The following is an 18,720-nucleotide window of genomic DNA, read 5'->3' on the forward strand; positions in this document are numbered from 1 at the left end:
ATCACCCTGCGCGACGCGGACCGCTAGGCGGCCGCGTCGTGGCTTCGGGAAAGGGTCTGCCATGAACAAAGATACCTGGAGCGGCGTGGTGCTGCTCGCGGTCGCCGGCGCCTATTACTGGGCCACGGGGGCGATCCCGGACAGCACGCTGGAGGACGAGGTCGGCGCCGTCGGCCTGCCGCACGTGCTCGCCGCCGCGCTGGCGGTGCTGGGGCTCGTTCTCCTCGTGCGCGGCGCGCTCGCCGCCCGGACGGAAGCCGCCGGAGGGCCCGAGGACGAGGAGCGCGACGCCAGATTGCCGCGCGCCCTCGGCTTCCTCGCCCTCGGCGCGGCCTATGTGCTGCTGCTTCCCTATGTCGGCTATTTCATCGCGGTGGCGCTGCTGATCGGCAGCGTGACGCTCTATGAGGGCGCCCCGCGGCGCTGGACGGTGCCCGTCGCGGCGCTGGGCGGTGCGGCGCTCTACTGGGCGGTCTTCGTCAAGCTTCTCGGGGTCAGCCAACCCGTCGGCACTCTGTTTCAGGGACTGTTCTCATGACGACGTTCTGGGACATCGTCCATCTGCTCACCGGCACGCCGCTGATCCTGGTGGCGATCATGGGCCTCACCTGGGGCATTCTCGGCGGCGCGCTGCCGGGCATCTCCGCCTCGATCACCATGGCGCTGGTGCTGCCCTTCACCTACACCATGGACCCGGCGATGGCGATCGCGCTGCTCGCCTGCGTCTATATCGGCGCCGAATATGGCGGCTCGATCCCGGCCATCCTCATCCGCACGCCCGGCACCAATTCCTCCGCCGCCACCGTGATCGACGGCTATGAGCTGAACCGCCAGGGCCGGGCCGGCGAGGCGCTCGGCATCTCGCTGATGTCCGGCGTGGTCGGCAGCCTGTTCGGCCTCGCCATGCTGGTGCTGCTCACCGAACCCCTGTCCTGGCTGGCGCTCGCCTTCACCCCGCCCTCCTATTTCGGGCTGGGCATTCTCGGCCTCAGCGTCATCGCCTCGATGACCGGCGGCTCGCTGGTGAAGGGCCTCGCGGCGGCGGTGATCGGCCTGATGATCGCCACCGTCGGCACCGACCCGATCTCCGGCGTCACCCGCTTCACCTTCGACGTGCCGGACCTCTTGAACGGCGTCGAGCCGGTGCTGGTGATGGTCGGCCTGTTCGCGCTCACCGAGCTGATGAGCCAGTCCGGCTCCACCTCGCTGACGCAGCTGAAGGAATCGGTGCGCATCCGCCTGCCCAGCCTTTCCATGATGAACAAGCTGAAGCGCTCGCAGACCATCGGCTGCATCCTCGGCCTGTTCGAAGGGCTCACCCCCGGCGGCGGCGGCTCCATCGCGGCCTTCATGTCCTATAACGAGGCGCGGCGCTGGTCGAAGACGCCGGAGAAGTTCGGCAAGGGCTCGGAGGAAGGCGTCGCGGCGCCGGAGACGGCCAATAACACCGTGGCGAGCACCGCGCTCATCCCGCTGCTCAGCTTCGGCATACCGAGCTCGAACTCCACCGCCGTGCTGCTCGGCGGCCTGCTGATGCACGGCCTGCTGCCCGGCCCGCGCCTGTTCGAGCAGAACCCGCAGGTGATCGACAGCCTCTATGTCGGCTCCTTCGTCGCCATCATCGCGCAGATCGGCGTCGGCATGCTGCTGCTGCCGGCGGCGGTGTGGCTGGTGAACCGTCCGCGTCCCTACCGCGCCGGCTTCATCTTCGCGCTCATCCTCTCGGGCATCTACACGCTGAATACCTCGACCTTCGATCTCGGCATCGCGCTGGCGCTCGGCGTCGTCGGCTATCTCATGCGGCGCACCGGCTTCCCCTTCCTGCCGATGATCCTCGGCGTGGTGCTCGGCCACATGGTGGAATCCAGCTACCGGCGCTCGCTGGTGCTGTCGGGCGGCGACATGATGGTGTTCCTGCAGGACCCGATCTGCGTCGGGCTGCTGCTCGCTGCCACCGGCTTCGTCATCTTCTCGCTCACCCGCGAGCTACGCGACGCGCGCCGGGCCAAGGCCCAGCACATTCGAGACCATCAGACCCACGGGCAGGAAGCGCACGGATGAACCAGCACAGCCCCCTCCCCGCCGCCCCGCTCGCCGCCACGGTCGGCACCTTCGCCGCCTCGGCGAAGCCGTCCTCCGCAGCGGCCGCGGTGTGCAGCAGCCTACTGTTCGACATCGCCGGGCTGATCGTCGCCGCGCGCGAGACCGACTATGTGCAGGCGGCGCTCACCAGCGCCGTCGACGAGGGCCGCTGCACCGCGCTCGGCCATGCCCGCCGGCTTGGCATGTATGACGCGGCGCTGGTCAACGGCACCGCCGCGCATGGCGAGGATTTCGACGACACCTTCGAGGGCGGCCCGGTGCATCCCGGCGCCGTGGTGGTGCCGGCGGCACTGGCGGCGGCCGAGCAGCACGGCATCGGCGGCGAGGCGGTGATGCGCGGCATCGCGGTCGGGGCGGAGCTGATGTGCCGGCTCAGCCTCGTCGCCCCGCAGGCGACGCACAAGGCCGGTTTTCACCCCACCGCGATCTTCGGCGCCCCGGCGGCCACCGCCACCGTCGCCGCCGTGCTCGGTCTGGACGCCGAGACCACTGCCCGCGCGCTGGGCATCGCCGGCAGCCTCGCCTCGGGCATCATCGAATATCTCGCCGACGGCTCCTCCACCAAGCGGCTGCATGCCGGCGCGGCGGCGCAGGCCGGGCTGCGCGCCGTGCACCTCGCCCGCGCCGGCTTTGCCGGGCCGCCGACGGTGTTCGAGGGCACGCATGGCATGTTCAAGGCCTTCGCGCCGTCGAAGACGCCGGACTTCGCCCGGCTGACCGAAGGCCTCGGCACGCGCTGGGTCATCGAGGGCCTCGCCTTCAAGCCCTATGCCTGCGGGACCATGACCCAGCCCTTCATCGACTGCGCGCTGAAGCTGGCGGCGAGCGGCGTGAGCGCGGACGACATCGTCGCGATCCGCTGCAAGGTGGGCGAAGGCACGGTGCACCGGCTGTGGGAGCCGCTCGCCGGCAAGCATCGCCCGCCGAACGGCTATGCCGGCAAGTTCTCCACCCCCTATTGCATGGCGGTGGCCTTCCTCGACGGCGCGGCCGGCCTCGGCCAGTTCACCGATGCCCGCTCGCAGGATCCCGCCGTGCAGGCGCTCGCCGCGAAGATCGCCTACGAGATCGACCCGGCCGACGAGTATCCGCGCAATTTCTCCGGCCAGCTCGATGCCACGCTCCGGGATGGCCGGGTGATGAGCTTCCGCCAGCCGCATATGCGCGGCGGCGCACACGAGCCGCTGGACGACGCCGAGCTGACGGCGAAGTTCGAGGCCAATCTGTCCTTCGGCCACATGGACGACGCCGGCATCGCCGCCCTGCGGGCCGCGTTGGCGGCCCTCGCCTCGGGCGGCGCCGTCGACCTCGCGCCCGCACGGTACGGCGCGCAATGACCCTCGTTCCCGACGCCTTCGCCTTCTCCGGCCGGGAGCTGGCCGGACGGGTCGCTCTCGTCACCGGCGCGTCGCGCAACATCGGCCGCGCCATTGCCCTCGCCCTCGCCGAGGGCGGGGCGGCGGTGATGGTCGTCGGGCGGCGCGACCGGACCTCGGTCGACGCCGTCGTCGACACCATCGCGGCGGCCGGCGGCCAGGCCCTGGGCGTGCTCGGCGACGTCACCCGCCCCGACGATGTCGCCGCCATGGTCGAGGCGGCGACCGAGGCGTTCGGCCGGCTGGACATCCTCGTCAACAACGCCGCGGTGCGCGACGAGGCACCGCTCGCCGAGCTCACCTATGAGCAATGGCGCAGCGTGATGGCGCTGTCGCTCGATGCACCGTTCCTGATGGCGAAGGCGGCGCTGGAGCCGCTGTCGCGTTCCGGGCAAGCGGCGATCATCAATATTGGCGGCCTCACCGCCTATATCGGCGCGCGCAACCGCGCCCATGTGGTCGCCGCCAAGGCCGGCCTCGACGGCCTGACCCGGGCGCTCGCGCATGAAATGGCCGGGAATGGAGTCACGGTGAACCTCGTCTCGCCCGGTCTGATCGACACGGTGCGCGACGGCGGTCCCCGCCCGCATCACCACGGCTCGACCGCCAATCTCGTCGGGCGGCGCGGCACCCCGGACGAGGTGGCAGCGCTGGTGCGCTTCCTGTGCGGCCCGGCGGCGCGCTACGTCACTGGCCAGACCCTGCACGTCAATGGCGGCGCCTATATGTGAGCGTCGCCGCGGGCGTCAGCCGGCGGCTCCCTCGTCGCGGAGCGCGGCGGCCTTTGCCTGGGTCCAGAAACGCTCCGCCGACTTCTTCAGCCGTGAGCGCGGCCGGAACAGCCGGATCTCCACCGCCACGTCCCAGGCCGGCGAGCCGGCATGCACCAGCCGCCCGGTGGCGAGTTCCTGATGGATGAGCACGGTCGGCAGCCAGGCGAGACCGGCGCCGTCCAGCGCCATCTCGGCGAGCAGCGTCGCGGGCCCGGTGAAGGTGGGGACAAGCGCGGAGGACTTCTCGCGTGTCTTCAGGAAGCCGTCGAGGATGCGCCCGACGCCGGATCCCGAATGATAGGTCAGATAGGCCAGCGGCTCCCTCGCCGAGCCCGGCAGCTCGAAGCGCGGCACGCTGGATCCCGCCTCGCGCGGCACGCTCACCGGGATCAGATGCTCCCGCCCCAGGATGATCGAATGGAAGCGCGACGCCTGAAGCCGCGTGGGCGTCGCCGGATGGTCATAGGCGAGGAGGAAGTGCACCTCGCCGTCGATCAGCAGGCGCTCGCAGATCGACATGTTGGCGGCGAAGAGCTGGATGGTGATGCCCGGTTCGCGGCTCTGGATCTTGCGGATCCAGTTGGGAAAGAACCGCTGCGACAGCACATGCGTCGAGGCGAACTGCACCGATTCCGACGTCGCCTGGGCGGTCTCCAGCACCCGCTCCCGCCCGGCCTCGACCCGCCGCAGCATGTCCTCGGCGAAAGGCCGGAAGCTGCGGCCGGCCGGCGTCACCTGCACCGAATGCGTGTTGCGCTCGAACAGCGGCGTCCCCAGCCACTCCTCCAGCGCCCGGATGCGACGGCTGAGCGCGGGCTGCGAGACGTGCCGGCTCTCGGCGGCGCGGGAGAAGCCGCCGGCATCGATGACGGCAATGAAATCCTTGAGCCAGCCGAGTTCGAGGTCCATGCGCCCAACGCATCAATTGATGTCGTACTGTTATTACCACGCACTCTTTCGCGCCGCTATGTTGCCAGCATCGGGACGGCATCGAGCGAGAGCGCGGCGGTGGGGATCCGGCGGCGGCGCCACGCGCGGACGCCCGCAAATCCCCGGCCTCGAACGGCGACCTCTCCTCTGCCATTCATATCGAAGAGGATAGTAATGACCCAAGAGCGGCTCACGGAGCGGCCCATCATCGCCCTCGTACCGGGCGACTGCACCGGCATCGGCCCCGAGCTCACCGCCCGGATACTGGCGGAAGGCAAGCTCGCCGAGGAGGCGCGGCTGGTGGTGGTCGGCGATACCCGGGTGCTGGCCCTCGGCATGCGGCAGGCCGGTGTCTCCTTCGAGGTCGCCACCATCGCCTCGCCGAAGCAGGCGGACTGGTCCCGCCCGGCCGTCCCCCTCGTCGACCTCGCCAATACCGACCCGGCGCTGTTTCCCCTGGGCGTCGCCAGCGCCGAAGCCGGCCGCCTGATCGGCGACACGCTGGCGGCGGCGATCAAATTCGCCCAGGCCGGCGAGGTCGACGCCGTCACCTTCGCGCCGCTGAACAAGCGCGCCATGTTCGACGGCGGCTGGAAATTCCCGGACGAGCACAAGATGTTCGCCCATCTCCTCGGCCACACCACCTATTTCTCGGAGATGAACGTCCTCGACAATCAGTGGATGTCGCGCGTCACCGGCCACACCTCGCTGCGCGAGGCGATCGACCTGATCAACGAGGCCAGCATCACCGACTCCATCGTCCTGGTCGATCGCATGCTGCGCAAGGCCGGCTTCGAGCACCCGCGCATCGCGGTGGCCGCGCTCAATCCGCATGCCGGCGAGAACGGCCTGTTCGGCCGCGACGAGATCGAACTGATCCGCCCCACCGTGGAGAAGGTGGCGCGCACCGGCATCGACGCGCGCGGTCCTTTCCCCGCCGATACCGTGTATGTGCGGGCGTTCGGCGGCGAATTCGACAGCGTCGTCGCCATGTATCACGACCAGGGGCAGATCGCGACGAAACTCAAGGGCTTCAACCGCGGCGTGACCGTCACGGCCGGGCTGGAGACCATTTTCACCACCCCGTCGCACGGCACCGCCTTCGACATCGTCGGCCAGGGCATCGCGAAGACCGGGGCGCTGGAAAACGCCATCCGGCTAGCGAGCCGGCTGGCCGACGCCACCGCGGCGACCGCCAAGGCCGCCTGACCATTACAGCGATCAAGGGTGGCGGTTTCGATCATCCGCATTCGGCAAGCCCGGCAAACGGGCCCATCCATTGTCTGGGAGGACAAGATGAAGAACTGGATTTCCATCGCCGTCGCATCGGCGCTGGTTCTCGGGGCCGGAGCGGCCAGCCCCGCAATGGCCGAGCTCAAGCGGCTCGAGATCGTCGCCCCGGCGGCGCCGGGCGGCGGCTACGACCAGAATGCCCGCATCATGCAGTCGATCTTCCAGAAGAAGGGACTGGCCTCGGGCATCCAGGTCGAGAACGCACCGGGCGCCGGCGGCACCATCGGCCTCGCCAATTTCGTCAACAAGAACAAGCGCAATCCCAGCGTGCTGATGGTCGGCCTGGCGCTGGTCGGCGCCGTGCTGACCAACAAGTCCGCCGTGACGCTCGACGACACCTACCCGCTCGCCCGCCTCAGCGGCGAGTATCAGCCGATCGTGGTGGCGCCGGACTCACCGCTCAAGACCCTTGATGACCTCGTCGCCAAGCTGAAGGCCGATCCCGGTTCCGTCTCCTGGGGCGGGTCGGGTCCGGGCAGCTCGGACCACATCCTCTACGGCCTGCTCGCGAAAGCCGCGGGCGTCGATCCGAAGAAGATCAACTATGTCGTGCTCACCTCCGGCGGCGAGATGCTGTCCGGCGTCATGGGCGGGCATGTCACGGTCGGCACCGGCGGCTACAGCGAATTGTCCTCGCAGATCAAGACCGGCCAGGTGCGTGCCCTCGGCATCGCCTCCCCCGAGCGGCTCCCCGGCGTCGACATCCCGACCTTCAAGGAGCAGGGCTACGACGTCTCCTTCGTGAACTGGCGGGCCGTCGTCTCCTCCGCCGATCCCAAGGGGCCGGAACGCGCCGAGCTCGAAGCGGCGGTGGCGGAGATGGTCAAGACCGAGGAATGGAAGCAGACCATCGGCGAGCGCGGCTGGCAGGACATCTACATGCCGCCGGCGGAATTCGCCAAGTTCCTCAAGGACGAGCAGGCGCGCGTCCAGGCGCTGTTCAAGGATCTCGGTCTGATCCAATGAGGACGGAACGTACCGTGGCGAGAGTCGGGAAACCGGGCTCGCCGCGGCGGCATCCCGGGGCGGCCGACGGCACCCCGGGGTACGCCCTTTCGGCCGCACATCCATGTCGGCAACGTGCAGATCGGGGAGTTTGCCCATGAACCCGGCAGCAAAGCTGCGAACCGCCCATGCCGTGCTGGGCGGGCTCATGCTGCTGATCGCCGTGGCGATCGGCGCCGACACGATCACGCATGTCTCGTCCGGCCAGCAGGCCGTCGTCGGGCCTGCCTTCTTCCCGCTGCTCATCGCGCTCGGCCTCGCCGTCAACGGTGCGGTACTGGTCGCCAACGCGCTGCGGTCCAGCTTCGCCGAGGAGGGCTGGAGCCAGATCGACATCGGTCCCGTCGCCCTGGTCCTCGCCGGCCTGCTGCTCCAGCTGCTGATCCTTGAGACGGCCGGCTGGATCGTCGCGACGACGCTGCTCTTTGTCATCGTCGCGCGGGCGTTCGGCAACCGTCGATGGCTGGCCAATCTCGCCATCGGCCTGATCGTCGCCGGCCTCTCCTTCTACGTGTTCAACGAGCTTCTCGGACTTTCGCTGCCAGACGGCTGGATCGTCGAGCACTTCCTCGACTGAACCGCGTCGCTCCGCCCGCTCGACCATCTGGGGACCAGGATCCCATGCAGACCCTTCAGTTTCTCCTCGACGGCTTCCTCGTCGCGCTCGCGCCGGCCAACCTGTTGTGGGCGGCCATCGGCGTGCTGGTCGGCACCGCCATCGGCGTGCTGCCCGGCATCGGGCCGGCGCTGACGGTGGCGCTGCTGCTGCCGGTCACCGCCACGCTGGAGCCGACCGCCGCCTTCATCATGTTCGGCGGCATCTTCTATGGCGCGATGTATGGCGGCTCCACCACCTCGATCCTGCTCAACACGCCCGGCGAATCCGGCTCCATCGTCACCGCCATCGACGGTCACTCCATGGCGCGCAAGGGGCGTGGGGCGCAGGCGCTGGCCACCGCGGCCATCGGCTCCTTCGTCGCCGGCACCATCGCCACGCTGGCGCTCACCTTCGTGGCGCCGGCCATGGTGCGCTTCTCGCTGCATTTCGGGCCGGCCGAATATTTCGCGCTGATGATGGTGGCCTTCGTCACGGTGACAGCGGTGCTCGGCTCCTCGCTGCCACTCGGCTTCGCCAGCCTGCTCATCGGCCTCGCGCTCGGCCTCATCGGCACCGACCGCCAGACCGGCGTCGCCCGCCTGACCATGGGCTTCCCCGAGTTGCTCGACGGCGTCGGCATCGTGATCGTCGCGGTCGGCCTGTTCGCCGTCGGCGAGGCGCTCTATCAGGCGGCACGCTACCGCTACGAGACCGAGGAGATCTACGCGATCAAGGGCTCGTTCTGGATGAGCCGGGAGGATTGGAGCCGCTCGTGGAAGCCGTGGCTGCGCGGCACGCTGATCGGCTTTCCCATCGGCGCCCTGCCCGCCGGCGGCTCGGAAATCCCCACCTTCCTGTCCTATGCCGTCGAGAAGCGCTTCGCCAAGCACCCGGAGGAATTCGGCCATGGCGCCATCGAGGCGGTGGCCGGGCCAGAGGCCGCCAACAACGCCTCGGCGGCCGGCGTGCTCGCCCCGCTGCTGGCGCTTGGCCTGCCCACCTCCGCCACCGCCGCGATCATGCTCGCCGCCTTCCAGCAATACGGCCTGCAGCCCGGCCCGCTGCTGTTCGAATCCAGCCCCGAGCTGGTCTGGGGCCTGATCGCCAGCCTCTATGTCGGCAATCTCTTCCTGCTGCTGCTCAACCTGCCGCTGGCGGGGGTATGGGTGAAGCTGCTCCTGATCCCGCGGCCCTGGCTCTATGCCGGCATCCTCACCTTCGCGACGCTGGGCGTCTACACGATCAACAACAGCGTGTTCGACCTCGCTTTGCTCTGGATCATCGGCATTGGCGGCTTCGGCATGCGCCTGATCGGCGTGCCGGTGGCGCCCTGCATCGTCGGGTTGATCCTCGGACCGATGGCCGAGCAGCATCTGCGCCGGGCGCTGGCGATCAGCCAGGGCGACATCTCGGTGTTCTACAACCCCTTCACCCATCCCCTGGCGTCCGGCCTGCTGGCCGTCGCGGTGGCGGCCCTGCTCATCCCCATGCTGATGCGGCTGCGCAAGCGTGCCATCGCCTGAACGGTGCCGTCGCCTGAACGGCGCCGCCACGCGCCCGCCTCCTCTGCGTTCCCATGGAGCCTGACATGTCTTCGCTCAAGATCGCGGTCCTTCCCGGCGACCACATCGGTCCGGAAATCACCGCCGCCGCCGTGCTGGCGTTGCAGGCCGCCGACCGTCGCTTCGCGCTCGGCCTCGCCTTCGAGGAGCACGTGATCGGCCATGCCAGCCTCGCGGCGCACGGCACCTCGCTGACCGACGATGTCTATGCCGCCGCCGTGGCGGCCGACGCCATCCTCCTCGGTCCCTGCGACAATGGCGGCTACCCGTCCTCGGCCGGCGGCATCAACGTGCCCGGGCGCTTCCGCCACGATCTCGACCTCTACGCCAATCTGCGGCCGTCGAAATCGTCGCCCAGCGTGCCGAACGCGCGGGCGGGCCTCGACGTGCTGGTGGTGCGCGAGAACTCGGAGGGCTTCTATCCCGACCGCAACATGTTCGAGGGCTATGGCGAGATGATGCCCGTCGAGGGCGTGGCAATCTCGATGCGCAAGATCACCGCACATGCCTCGAAGCGCATCGCGCACTCCGCCTTCCAGTGGGCGCGGCGGCGGCGCGGCCACGTGACCGTGCTCAGCAAGAAGCACATCTTCAAGATGACCGACGGCCTGTTCTACGACGAGTGCATGAAGGTCGCCGCCGAGTATCCGGACGTGCGCTGCGATTCGGTGATCGTCGACGCCTTCAACGCCGACATCTACATGCGGCCCGAGCGCTACGACGTGGTGGTGATGACCAACCTCATCGGCGACATCATCTCCAATCTCTGCTCGGCGCTGGCGGGCAGCCTCGGCCTCGGCGGCGGCCTGAACGCCGGCGCCGACCATGTGATGGCCAATGCCTCGCACGGCTCCGCGCCGGACATCGCCGGCGAGGACAAGGCCAATCCGATCAGCATGGTGATCTCGGCCGGCATGATGCTCGGCTGGCTCGGCGCCCGGCACGGCCGGGACGACCTGCTGCTGGCCGAGAAGGCGATCACCACCGCCATCGACCAGTCGCTCGGCAGCGCCGCGACACGGACGGTGGATGTCGGCGGCACCGCCTCCTGCCGCACCGCCGCCGCGACCATCGCCGAGGCGATCGCCCAGTACCGGGACTGAAGCAGCCCCGACGCCGGTGGCTGCTCCCTTACCGCGCCCCGCGCCCGCCTTGGCGGGTCGCCGGGGAGCGGCGGCTCACTTCTCCCCCACCGACACGGTGGCGGTGAGGCCGGCGACGAGCTGCACATTGGCCGGCGTCTCGTCGAGCACGATGCGCACCGGCACGCGCTGGGCGAGGCGCACCCAGCTAAAGGTCGGGTTGATGTTGGCCAGCAGCCCGGTGCCCACCGTGCGCTCGCGGTCCTCGATGCCGGTGGCGATGCTCTCGACATGGCCGCGCAGCGGCGCCGCCTGCCCCATCAGCCGGATCGTCACCGGCGCGCCGACCTGGATGCGGGCGAGCTTGGTCTCCTCGAAATAGCCCTCGATCCGCAGCGAGTCGGTATCGACCAGCGCCACCTTGGCGGTGCCGGTGGTCACGTAGTCGCCGGGCCGCAGGCTGAGATTGGAGATGGTGCCGTTGACCGGCGCCTTCACCTCGGTGCGATCGAGATTGAGCTTGGCGAGGTCGCGATCCGCCTGGGCCTGGCGGAGGGCCGCGCCGGCCTCGGCCTCGGACATCCGCATCTGCTCGGTCTTCTGCTCGGAAACGACGTCCTTCAGCTGCTCGTAGCGCTCGCGGTCGCGCACCGCCTGGTCGAGCGTCGCCTTGCGGCCGTCGACCACCGCCTCGGCCTGCTCCAGCGCGATGGCGAAGCGGGCGCGGTCGATGCGGAACAGCACGTCGCCCTTCTTGACGGACTGGTTGTCCTGCACCAGCACCTCGCTCACGAAACCCGACACGTCCGGCGCGACGCCGACCACGTCCGCGCGCACCTTGGCGTCGCGAGTCCATGGGTCGTCCATGTAATGGGTCCAGAGCTCGCGCCCGGCGCCGATCGCGGCGAAGACCAGGGCAAGAGTGACGATGACGCGGATGGCGCCGCGAAACGAGAACTTCATGACAGCCACCATTGGGACAGCAGGGACATGCCCTGTAACAGGATGACATAGAGGGCGACGTCGAACAGCCCGCGGTGCCAGACGAGGGCGTAGACGCCGAGAAAGGCCAGCACCCGCCGCACGACGAGGCTGACCAGCAGCGTCGCCACCATCAGCGCCAGCAGGTTGGGAATGTAGACGCCGTAGATATCGACTTCACCGGCCATGGACCTACTCCGCCGCCAGCAGCGTCGGCTGGTCGGGATGCTTGGGGGCGAAGCCGCCCGTGGGACCCGGCGCGTCGGGGAACAGTGCCCGGCGCAGGCCGACCAGCGCATCGAGCGTCCGCCGCGCCACCCCGCCCTCCTCGGGCGCGATCAGCCGCAGCGCGTCGTCGAGCGCCGCGCAGAGCTGTTCGGACGGGGCGATGAACCGGCGCCGGGCGGCGCGCTCGCGGTACAGCACCGTGAGGCTGGCGAGCACGCCGTCGACGGCGGTGCGCGCCTCATCCCTCAGTTCGCGCCGCGTCTTCTGCAGCTCGACGATGTTGAAGCCGACGCGCACCTCGGCAAAGCCGTCGACCTTCGCCAGCTCGACGTCGTCGACCATGGCGAGCCGCGGCACCAGCTGGCCCAGCCGGTCGAGCATGCGGCCGGCCAGCCGCTCGGGATCGTCGCGATGGCGACCCGAGGCGGTCTCGGCGAGATCCGACCAGCCGGCCTGCACCAGCCGCCGGGCCGCGATCTCCGCCCCGAAGGGCCGGGTCGCGATGGTCCAGACGAAGGCGAAGGAGATGCCGACGATAGCCGCGAGGCCCTCATTGGCGAAGCTCGCGAAATCGACGCTGTAGCGGTTCTGCATCGCCACGAAGGAGGCGGTGTTCACCGCCATCAGCACGCCCAGCATGTTGAACTGCGGCTTGGGAATGATCAGCCCGAGCAGCAGGAAGGGCGGCGCGAACACCAGCACCAGCATCTCGAAGTCATGCACCATCGGCAGGATGGCGAACTGGTACACCGCCGCGACGACCACGCTGACGGCGGTCAGCACCGCCATGGTGCGGATGAACGGCGCCGGACGGTCCATCGCGGCGAAGAACGAGCAGGCGACCGCCGCCATCATCACCGCGCCCGAGCCGCTGGACCAGCCGCTGACGATCCAGAAGCCGGTGAGGACCAGGATCGCCGCCACGCAGGAACCGGCGGAGAACAGCATCAGCCCGAAATCATAATGCCGGGCCCGGCTGACCACCCGGCGGTGGCGGAAGCGCGGACGCCACGGCCCGGCATGCTGGCCGCGCTCGATGTCGGCGCGCAGGCTGAGGCAGTCGCTCCACAGCGCGACGATCTCGGCAAGCCGGTCGAGCGCGCTCGACCGCATCAGCTCGGTCCAGTCGGCCGAGCCTTCCGGGCGGATCGCGGTCATCGCGGCGATGAGCTCGTCGGCGACGGCGGGATCGGCGGCGCGGCCCTTGGACAGCCAGTCGGCGACGCGTTGCAGCAGCGCGGCGAATTCCGCCGGCAGGCCGCCATCCTGCGCCTTCAGCGCGTGCAGCCGGTCGGCCAGCGAGGAGAGCAGCGGCAGCAGCATCAGCAGCCGGCCGCGCAGCTCGCGCGCATGGGGCAGCACGTCGCGGGTGGCGGCGTCATAGGACAGCTGGCTGATGATCAGGTCGAGGCCGGTGATGTCGGCGGCGAGCTTCTGCCGGCGCAGCGGCGTCTTCGGCAGGGCGCCCTCGCCGCGCAGGATCTCGCCGGTCCAGGAAGCGGCGTCGTCGAGCCAGCCGGAGATGCGCGCCGACAGCGCGGTGCCGACGCTCGTGGGGAACACCACGGCGCCGACGATGCTCGCGCAGGTGATGCCGATGATGATCTCCTCGCTGCGCGCCAGCGCGACGTCGAAGATCTGGTCGGGCGTGCTGATCACCGGCAGCGCGATCAGCGGCAGGCTGTAGCCGGCGAGCATGAACACATAGCTGCGCGGCGTGCGGTCGAGCATGGAGATGTAGAGCAGCGTGCCGGTCCACAGCGCCACGACGAGGCTGAGCAGCTCCGGGGCGTTGACGAAGATCGGCACGAAGAACACCGCCGCCGACGCGCCGATCAGCGTGCCGAGCGCCCGGTAGAGGCCCTTGGAGCTGGTGGCGCCGGCGAGCGGATTGGCGACGATGTACACCGCTGCCATCGCCCAGTACGGGCGTTGCAGATCGAAGGCCAGCGCGATGTAGAGCGCCAGCATGGACGCGAGAAAGGCCTTTCCCGAGAACAGCCAGTCCCGCCAGGACGGCAGGGTCACGACGACACCTCCTCAGGCGAACGCGCGGCAACGTCGTCGAACGCCTTGAGCACACGTAGCGCCGCCTCGAGGTCGGACGGGTCGATGCCGGTCAGCACCTGCCCGCGGACATCCACCAACACGTCTTCGATGCGGGAGGCCAGCTCTTCGCCGGCCTCGGTCAGCCAGATGGTCTTGGCGCGCCGATCGGTCGGATCGTCGCGCCGCTCGATGAGATCGGACGCCGCCAGCTGGTCCAGCAGCCGCACCAGCGACGGCCCCTCGATGCCGACATAGGCGGCAAGCGTCACTTGCCGCACCCCGCCGCCCAGCCGGCCGGTCCACAGCAGCGGCGCCGCGCAGGCCTCGGAAATGCCCAGCGCACCCAGCTCCCGTTCGGCGATGCGGCGCCATTGGCGTCCCGCCTGGAGAAGCTGGGCGGTGAGCGTCCGCCGGAGGGTGTTGATCTCGTTCATGGGCAGATCGATAGGATTCTAATTATATTTTTGCAAACAAAATATGTAACGACGCACTGGTTCGTGAAGGCAGCCGGCGACGATGGGCGAACCCGCTACGGCAAGCGCCCCTTCCGGTTACTTGGTCTTCAGCGCGGCGAGCACGGCTTCCGGGCGAATCGGCAGATGCCGCAGCCGCACGCCGACCGCCTCGAAGATCGCGTTGCCGATCGCCGGCGCCACCACCGTCGTGCCGGGCTCGCCCAGCCCGACCGGAACTTCCGTGCTGTCGACGAACTCCACCACGACCTCCGGCGCATCGACCATCCGCAACGGCGTGTAGCTGTCGAGGTTGCGGTCGCGAACCTGCCCGTGCTCGAACTCCGTGCCCTCGCACAGCGCCATCGACAGGCCCCACAGAGCCGCGCCCTCGCATTGGGCGCGCGCGCCGTCGGGATCGACGACGGTGCCGCAATCGACCACCAGCCAGATCTTCTGCACGTCGACGAAGCCGGTCCGCCGGTTCACATGCAGCTGGACCGCGCCGCCCACCCAGGTCGGCATCGAGCGCGACTGGCCGTAGCTGGTGGCCACGCCGATGGCGGTGTCGGCCGGCAGGCCCGGCTTGCCATAGCCGGACAAGGCGGCGACCCGAGCCAGCACCTGCGCCTGGCGCGCCGCGCCGCCCACCGAATCCGGCGCGGTGCCGGCGTTGCGGCCCTCGGCCTTCAGATGGTCGAGGCGGAACCGCACCGGGTCGCGGCCGCTCTTCACCGCCACCTCGTGCATGAAGCTCTCCACCGCCCAGTTGACCCAGCCCGGCGAGACCGAGCGCAGCCAGCCCGGCCGGAAGGTGCTCTCCGCCAGGTCGTTGGAGATCGCCCGCACCCGCTGCGCGCCTACCGAATACCAGTGGTCGGCGCCGTCGATGGAGAACGGGTCATAGGGCTCGCCATTGATGCCCTTGGGCATGAAGGCCGGCAGCATCGCCTTGGTCGGCCAGCCGGCCGCCACCGCCATGTCCATGGCGATGACGTTCTTGTCGGCGTCGAAGGCGATGCGCAGGCGCTGCACCGAGGGCGAGCGCGGGCTGTCGAACCGCAGGTCGTCCGACCGCGTCGCCACCATCTTCACCGGCACGCCGCCGAGCGCCTTCGAGGCCAGCGCCACCGGCACCGCATAGTCGCCGTTCAGGCGCCGGCCGAAGCCACCGCCCAACATGTAGCTGCGCATGACGACGCCGTTCTCGTCGACGCCCAGCGCCTTTTGCAGCCAGGGCAGCGCCAGCGATTGCCACTGGTTGCCGGTGTGGATCTCCCACACGCCCTCGGCATTGCGGAAGGCCAGCGCGTTCACCGGCTCCAGCTGGAAATGCAGCACCGTCGCGGTGGTGTATTCCGCCTCCATGGTGACGGCGGCGCGGGCGAATACCGGCGTGACGTCGGTGTCGCCGGTGTCCAGTACCGCCCCCTTGCCGTCATCGGCGATCAATTGGCGCGCATGCCGCTGGATGTCCGCCTCGCTCACCTTGGCGGCCGGGCCGGTCTTCCACTCCACCTTGACGAGGCCGGCCGCCTTCTGTGCCGCCCAGTGGCTGTCGGCGATCACCATCGCCCAGCCCGGCGCGGTTCCCGAGGGGTCGTCGAGCTTCAGCGTCTGCCGATAGCCCTTCACTGCCTTCGCCGCGCCGTCGTCGATGCGCAGGATCTCGCAGCCATAGCGGGTCGGCGGCAGGAGGGGCGCCGCGTGCAGCATCCCCTCGACCCTGGCGTCGATGCCGAAGATCGCCTGGCCGGTGGTCTTGCCGGCGATGTCGAGTGCGGTCACCTCGCGGCCGACCAGCGTCAGCTCGGCATGCGGCTTGAGCGGCAGCGCCTTCAGCTCCTCCTCGGTGAAGCGGCGCTCGATGCCCTGCGCCACCAGTTCGCCGAAGGTGGCGCGGCGCTCGCCGCCGGACACCACGCCGTCGGCGACGCTGAGCGTCGCGGCGTCGACGCCCCAGAGCTCGGCCGCCTTCTGCGCCAGCGCCGCCCGCCCCGCCGCCCCGGCCTGGCGATAGACCGGCCAGCTCTGCCACACCGACCAGCTGCCGCCGGTGACCATCAGCCCCCATTTGGCGGCGGTGTCGACATGCTCGATATGCACGTCGTCCCATCTGGCGCCGAGCTCGTCGGCGAGGATGCGGGCGATGGCGGTGCCGACATGCTGGCCCATCTCGGCGCGGATGATGTTGACGTTGACCCGCCCCTGCGCGTCGATCCAGTACCACAGGGTCGGCTCGTAGCGGGCGCCGGCCGCCGCGATCGGCGCGCCGCCGGGCACGGCGGGGTCCATCGCCGCGCGGCCGGCGCGCGGAAAGCCGAAGACGGCGCCGGCGGCGCACATCGAGACCAGGAAGCCGCGGCGGCTCAGGCTCCCGGCCCGGGACAGGCCGTCCTTGCCGGGGCGGCCGCGCAGGCCGGACAGGTCAGCCATTGGTCGCCTCCCCCCGCAAGGCCGCGGCCGCCTCGCGCACGGCGGCGCGGATGCGGTTATAGGTCATGCAGCGGCAGAGATTGCCGGTCATCACCGCGTCGATGTCGGCGTCGGTCGGGCCGGGAATGTCCTTGAGGAACGCCGCCGTCTGCATGATCTGCCCGGACTGGCAGTAGCCGCATTGCGGCACCTGCAGCCGGCGCCAGGCCTGCTGCACCGGATGGTTGCCGTCGGGGTCCAGCCCCTCGATGGTGGTGATCTCGGTGCCGGCGACGTCGGCCACCGGGGTGATGCAGGCGCGCGTCGCCCGGCCGCCGACATGCACGGTGCAGGCGCCGCACAGGCCGATGCCGCAGCCATATTTGGTGCCGGTCAGCTCCACGGTGTCGCGGATGACCCACAAGAGCGGCGTGTCCTCCTCGACATCGACGCTGACCTGCCGTCCGTTGATGGTGAAGTCGATCATGCCGATCCCCCCGTCAGTGCCCGGCGCCCTCGGCCCGGATGCGCGCCACCTGCGCGGCAAGCTCGGGCCAGGGCGCCAGCTTGGCGCGCGTCTCGCGCAGATAGGCCGCCACCGCCGCGATCTGCGCGTCCGACAGCGCGTGGCGGAAGGCGGGCATGACGATGCCGCCGGTGCCGTTCTTCGCATCGACGCCGTCGAGGATGACGTGAATGAGATTGGTCGGCTCGGCGAGCCGGGCGGAGGAGTTGATCGCCAGCTCCGGGCGCCCCTCGACCACCGTCGAGGCATTGTAGTGGCAGGCGGCGCAGGCGGTGGCGTAGAGCCGCTCGCCGAGATCGCGGCGATAGGCCGGGTCCAGGCGGCCGGCTTTCAGGCTGGCCATCACCACCGGGTTGTCGGCCGGGTTGGTGTCGGGGGCGCCGATCGCCGCGCCGAGATAGGCGCCGATCGCCTCGATGTCGCTCCTCGGCAGCTCGCGCAGGCCGGCATGCACCACCGGTCCCATCGGGCCGGCGGCGATGCCGTGATAGACCCCGGAGCCGGTGGCGAGATAGCGGGTGAAGTCGGCGGCGCTCCACGGCACCACCGAGGGATTGGCGGCAGTCAGCGCCGGGGCGATCCATTTGTCGATCGGCGCGCCGGCATAGGCCTCGCCGGTCTTCTCGGCACCGAGCAGGTTGCGCGGCGTGTGGCAGGCGCCGCAATGCGTCACGCCCTCGACGAGATAGGCGCCGCGGTTCCACTGCGCCGACTTGCCGGGATCGGGCCGGTAGCGGCCGAAATCGACGAAGAGCAGCTTCCAGCCGGCCTGCAGGATCCGCTGGTTGAGCGGGAACGGCAGGGTGTTGTCCCGGGTCTTCTCCGCCACCGGCGCCACGCGGGCCATCAGATAGGCATAGATCGCGTCGACGTCCTCGTCGGTCATCTTGGTGAAGTGGTCGAACGGGAAAGCCGGCAGCAGATGCGCGCCGTCGCGGCGGACGCCATCATGCATGGCGCGGCGGAAGGCGGCGGGCGACCAGCCGCCGATGCCGGTCACCGGGTCCGGGGTGATGTTGGAGGCGTAGATGGTGCCGAAGCCGGTCTCCACCGGGTAGTTGCCGGCATAGGACTGGCCGCCGGCGGCGGTGTGGCAGGTGGCGCAATAGCCTGCCGCCGCCAATATGCGGCCCTTCTCCACCATGTCCGGACTGAAGCTCGAAGGCTCCACGACGGTGACGACGGGCAGGCTCGGGCGATAGGCGTAGAACCCGAAGCCGGCCAGCCCGGCGATCACCACGACAGCAACGATCGACAGCAAGAACCGGGGACTCACGCGCGGCATCCCTAAGACGACCAACGCCTGAATTAGAATTCTTCTGACATGGAGCGTCAAAGCAATTCTGG

At 69.7% G+C, this 18,720-nt stretch carries 17 protein-coding genes; 9 read left to right on the forward strand and 8 right to left on the reverse strand.

Annotated features, from left to right (window positions below):
* Nucleotides 1–61: 61 nt before the first annotated feature.
* The 4 genes from LGR54_RS16025 to LGR54_RS16040 are packed head-to-tail and all read left to right on the forward strand — an operon-like array spanning nucleotide 62 to nucleotide 4,210.
* Nucleotides 62–538, forward strand: coding sequence for a tripartite tricarboxylate transporter TctB family protein (locus LGR54_RS16025; RefSeq protein WP_230362996.1), 477 nt, complete (start codon nucleotides 62–64; stop codon nucleotides 536–538).
* Nucleotides 535–2,061: a tripartite tricarboxylate transporter permease gene (locus LGR54_RS16030; RefSeq protein ID WP_230362997.1), complete on the forward strand. Its 1,527-nt coding sequence runs from the start codon at nucleotides 535–537 to the stop codon at nucleotides 2,059–2,061. Before LGR54_RS16025 ends, LGR54_RS16030 begins: the two co-directional genes overlap by 4 nt.
* Nucleotides 2,058–3,440, forward strand: coding sequence for an MmgE/PrpD family protein (locus LGR54_RS16035; protein ID WP_230362998.1), 1,383 nt, complete (start codon nucleotides 2,058–2,060; stop codon nucleotides 3,438–3,440). Before LGR54_RS16030 ends, LGR54_RS16035 begins: the two co-directional genes overlap by 4 nt.
* Entirely contained in the window at nucleotides 3,437–4,210 is a 774-nt protein-coding gene (locus tag LGR54_RS16040; protein WP_230362999.1) for an SDR family NAD(P)-dependent oxidoreductase, read from the forward strand. Before LGR54_RS16035 ends, LGR54_RS16040 begins: the two co-directional genes overlap by 4 nt.
* A gap of 15 nt (nucleotides 4,211–4,225) precedes the next feature.
* Here LGR54_RS16040 and LGR54_RS16045 read toward each other — a convergent pair whose 3' ends face one another.
* The gene (locus LGR54_RS16045) at nucleotides 4,226–5,161 is read right to left on the reverse strand and encodes a LysR family transcriptional regulator (RefSeq protein ID WP_230363000.1); all 936 of its coding nucleotides are present in this window, start codon (nucleotides 5,159–5,161) and stop codon (nucleotides 4,226–4,228) included.
* 195 nt (nucleotides 5,162–5,356) lie between these two features.
* Here LGR54_RS16045 and LGR54_RS16050 point away from each other — a divergent pair, with 195 nt between their 5' ends.
* The 5 genes from LGR54_RS16050 (at nucleotide 5,357) to LGR54_RS16070 (ending at nucleotide 10,743) form a co-directional block, all read left to right on the forward strand.
* Nucleotides 5,357–6,391 carry a PdxA family protein gene (locus LGR54_RS16050; protein ID WP_230363001.1) on the forward strand — a complete coding sequence of 345 codons (1,035 nt, stop codon included), beginning with the start codon at nucleotides 5,357–5,359 and terminating at the stop codon, nucleotides 6,389–6,391.
* 87 nt (nucleotides 6,392–6,478) lie between these two features.
* The gene (locus LGR54_RS16055) at nucleotides 6,479–7,441 is read left to right on the forward strand and encodes a tripartite tricarboxylate transporter substrate binding protein (RefSeq protein ID WP_230363002.1); all 963 of its coding nucleotides are present in this window, start codon (nucleotides 6,479–6,481) and stop codon (nucleotides 7,439–7,441) included.
* Between the two features lie 136 nt (nucleotides 7,442–7,577).
* The gene (locus LGR54_RS16060; protein WP_230363003.1) at nucleotides 7,578–8,057 is read left to right on the forward strand and encodes a tripartite tricarboxylate transporter TctB family protein; all 480 of its coding nucleotides are present in this window, start codon (nucleotides 7,578–7,580) and stop codon (nucleotides 8,055–8,057) included.
* A 44-nt stretch (nucleotides 8,058–8,101) separates the two neighbouring features.
* Nucleotides 8,102–9,601 (forward strand): tripartite tricarboxylate transporter permease, encoded by a 1,500-nt coding sequence (locus LGR54_RS16065; RefSeq protein ID WP_230363004.1) that lies wholly within the window; start codon nucleotides 8,102–8,104, stop codon nucleotides 9,599–9,601.
* 65 nt (nucleotides 9,602–9,666) lie between these two features.
* Nucleotides 9,667–10,743, forward strand: coding sequence for an isocitrate/isopropylmalate family dehydrogenase (locus LGR54_RS16070; protein ID WP_230363005.1), 1,077 nt, complete (start codon nucleotides 9,667–9,669; stop codon nucleotides 10,741–10,743).
* Between the two features lie 75 nt (nucleotides 10,744–10,818).
* Here LGR54_RS16070 and LGR54_RS16075 read toward each other — a convergent pair whose 3' ends face one another.
* From LGR54_RS16075 to LGR54_RS16105, 7 genes are all read right to left on the reverse strand, one after another.
* Nucleotides 10,819–11,685 carry an HlyD family secretion protein gene (locus LGR54_RS16075; protein WP_230363006.1) on the reverse strand — a complete coding sequence of 289 codons (867 nt, stop codon included), beginning with the start codon at nucleotides 11,683–11,685 and terminating at the stop codon, nucleotides 10,819–10,821.
* Nucleotides 11,682–11,891 carry a DUF1656 domain-containing protein gene (locus LGR54_RS16080; RefSeq protein ID WP_214010336.1) on the reverse strand — a complete coding sequence of 70 codons (210 nt, stop codon included), beginning with the start codon at nucleotides 11,889–11,891 and terminating at the stop codon, nucleotides 11,682–11,684. Before LGR54_RS16080 ends, LGR54_RS16075 begins: the two co-directional genes overlap by 4 nt.
* Nucleotides 11,892–11,895: 4 nt before the next feature.
* Complete coding sequence (locus tag LGR54_RS16085; protein WP_230363007.1) at nucleotides 11,896–13,959, reverse strand: FUSC family protein; 2,064 nt, start codon at nucleotides 13,957–13,959, stop codon at nucleotides 11,896–11,898.
* Nucleotides 13,956–14,414 (reverse strand): MarR family winged helix-turn-helix transcriptional regulator, encoded by a 459-nt coding sequence (locus LGR54_RS16090; protein ID WP_230363008.1) that lies wholly within the window; start codon nucleotides 14,412–14,414, stop codon nucleotides 13,956–13,958. Before LGR54_RS16090 ends, LGR54_RS16085 begins: the two co-directional genes overlap by 4 nt.
* A 117-nt stretch (nucleotides 14,415–14,531) precedes the next feature.
* On the reverse strand, nucleotides 14,532–16,868 hold the full coding sequence (locus LGR54_RS16095) for a xanthine dehydrogenase family protein molybdopterin-binding subunit (RefSeq protein WP_230363009.1): 2,337 nt from the start codon (nucleotides 16,866–16,868) through the stop codon (nucleotides 14,532–14,534).
* Complete coding sequence (locus LGR54_RS16100; protein WP_230363010.1) at nucleotides 16,861–17,334, reverse strand: (2Fe-2S)-binding protein; 474 nt, start codon at nucleotides 17,332–17,334, stop codon at nucleotides 16,861–16,863. Before LGR54_RS16100 ends, LGR54_RS16095 begins: the two co-directional genes overlap by 8 nt.
* Before the next feature lie 13 nt (nucleotides 17,335–17,347).
* Complete coding sequence (locus tag LGR54_RS16105) at nucleotides 17,348–18,649, reverse strand: cytochrome c (protein ID WP_230363011.1); 1,302 nt, start codon at nucleotides 18,647–18,649, stop codon at nucleotides 17,348–17,350.
* Nucleotides 18,650–18,720 lie beyond the last annotated feature (71 nt).

Origin of the sequence: Ancylobacter sp. Lp-2 (assembly GCF_020523795.1) — a bacterium.
GTDB lineage: Bacteria > Pseudomonadota > Alphaproteobacteria > Rhizobiales > Xanthobacteraceae > Ancylobacter.

Excerpts from the sequence above, each read along its gene's own strand:
- LGR54_RS16090 (WP_230363008.1), bottom strand. The coding sequence starts at position 14,414 with ATGAACGAGATCAACACCCTCCGGCGGACGCTCACCGCCCAGCTTCTC.
- LGR54_RS16060 (WP_230363003.1), top strand. The coding sequence starts at position 7,578 with ATGAACCCGGCAGCAAAGCTGCGAACCGCCCATGCCGTGCTGGGCGGG.
- LGR54_RS16030 (WP_230362997.1), top strand. The coding sequence starts at position 535 with ATGACGACGTTCTGGGACATCGTCCATCTGCTCACCGGCACGCCGCTG.
- LGR54_RS16080 (WP_214010336.1), bottom strand. The coding sequence starts at position 11,891 with ATGGCCGGTGAAGTCGATATCTACGGCGTCTACATTCCCAACCTGCTG.
- LGR54_RS16100 (WP_230363010.1), bottom strand. The coding sequence starts at position 17,334 with ATGATCGACTTCACCATCAACGGACGGCAGGTCAGCGTCGATGTCGAG.
- LGR54_RS16040 (WP_230362999.1), top strand. The coding sequence starts at position 3,437 with ATGACCCTCGTTCCCGACGCCTTCGCCTTCTCCGGCCGGGAGCTGGCC.
- LGR54_RS16065 (WP_230363004.1), top strand. The coding sequence starts at position 8,102 with ATGCAGACCCTTCAGTTTCTCCTCGACGGCTTCCTCGTCGCGCTCGCG.
- LGR54_RS16045 (WP_230363000.1), bottom strand. The coding sequence starts at position 5,161 with ATGGACCTCGAACTCGGCTGGCTCAAGGATTTCATTGCCGTCATCGAT.
- LGR54_RS16055 (WP_230363002.1), top strand. The coding sequence starts at position 6,479 with ATGAAGAACTGGATTTCCATCGCCGTCGCATCGGCGCTGGTTCTCGGG.
- LGR54_RS16070 (WP_230363005.1), top strand. The coding sequence starts at position 9,667 with ATGTCTTCGCTCAAGATCGCGGTCCTTCCCGGCGACCACATCGGTCCG.
- LGR54_RS16035 (WP_230362998.1), top strand. The coding sequence starts at position 2,058 with ATGAACCAGCACAGCCCCCTCCCCGCCGCCCCGCTCGCCGCCACGGTC.
- LGR54_RS16095 (WP_230363009.1), bottom strand. The coding sequence starts at position 16,868 with ATGGCTGACCTGTCCGGCCTGCGCGGCCGCCCCGGCAAGGACGGCCTG.
- LGR54_RS16025 (WP_230362996.1), top strand. The coding sequence starts at position 62 with ATGAACAAAGATACCTGGAGCGGCGTGGTGCTGCTCGCGGTCGCCGGC.
- LGR54_RS16050 (WP_230363001.1), top strand. The coding sequence starts at position 5,357 with ATGACCCAAGAGCGGCTCACGGAGCGGCCCATCATCGCCCTCGTACCG.
- LGR54_RS16075 (WP_230363006.1), bottom strand. The coding sequence starts at position 11,685 with ATGAAGTTCTCGTTTCGCGGCGCCATCCGCGTCATCGTCACTCTTGCC.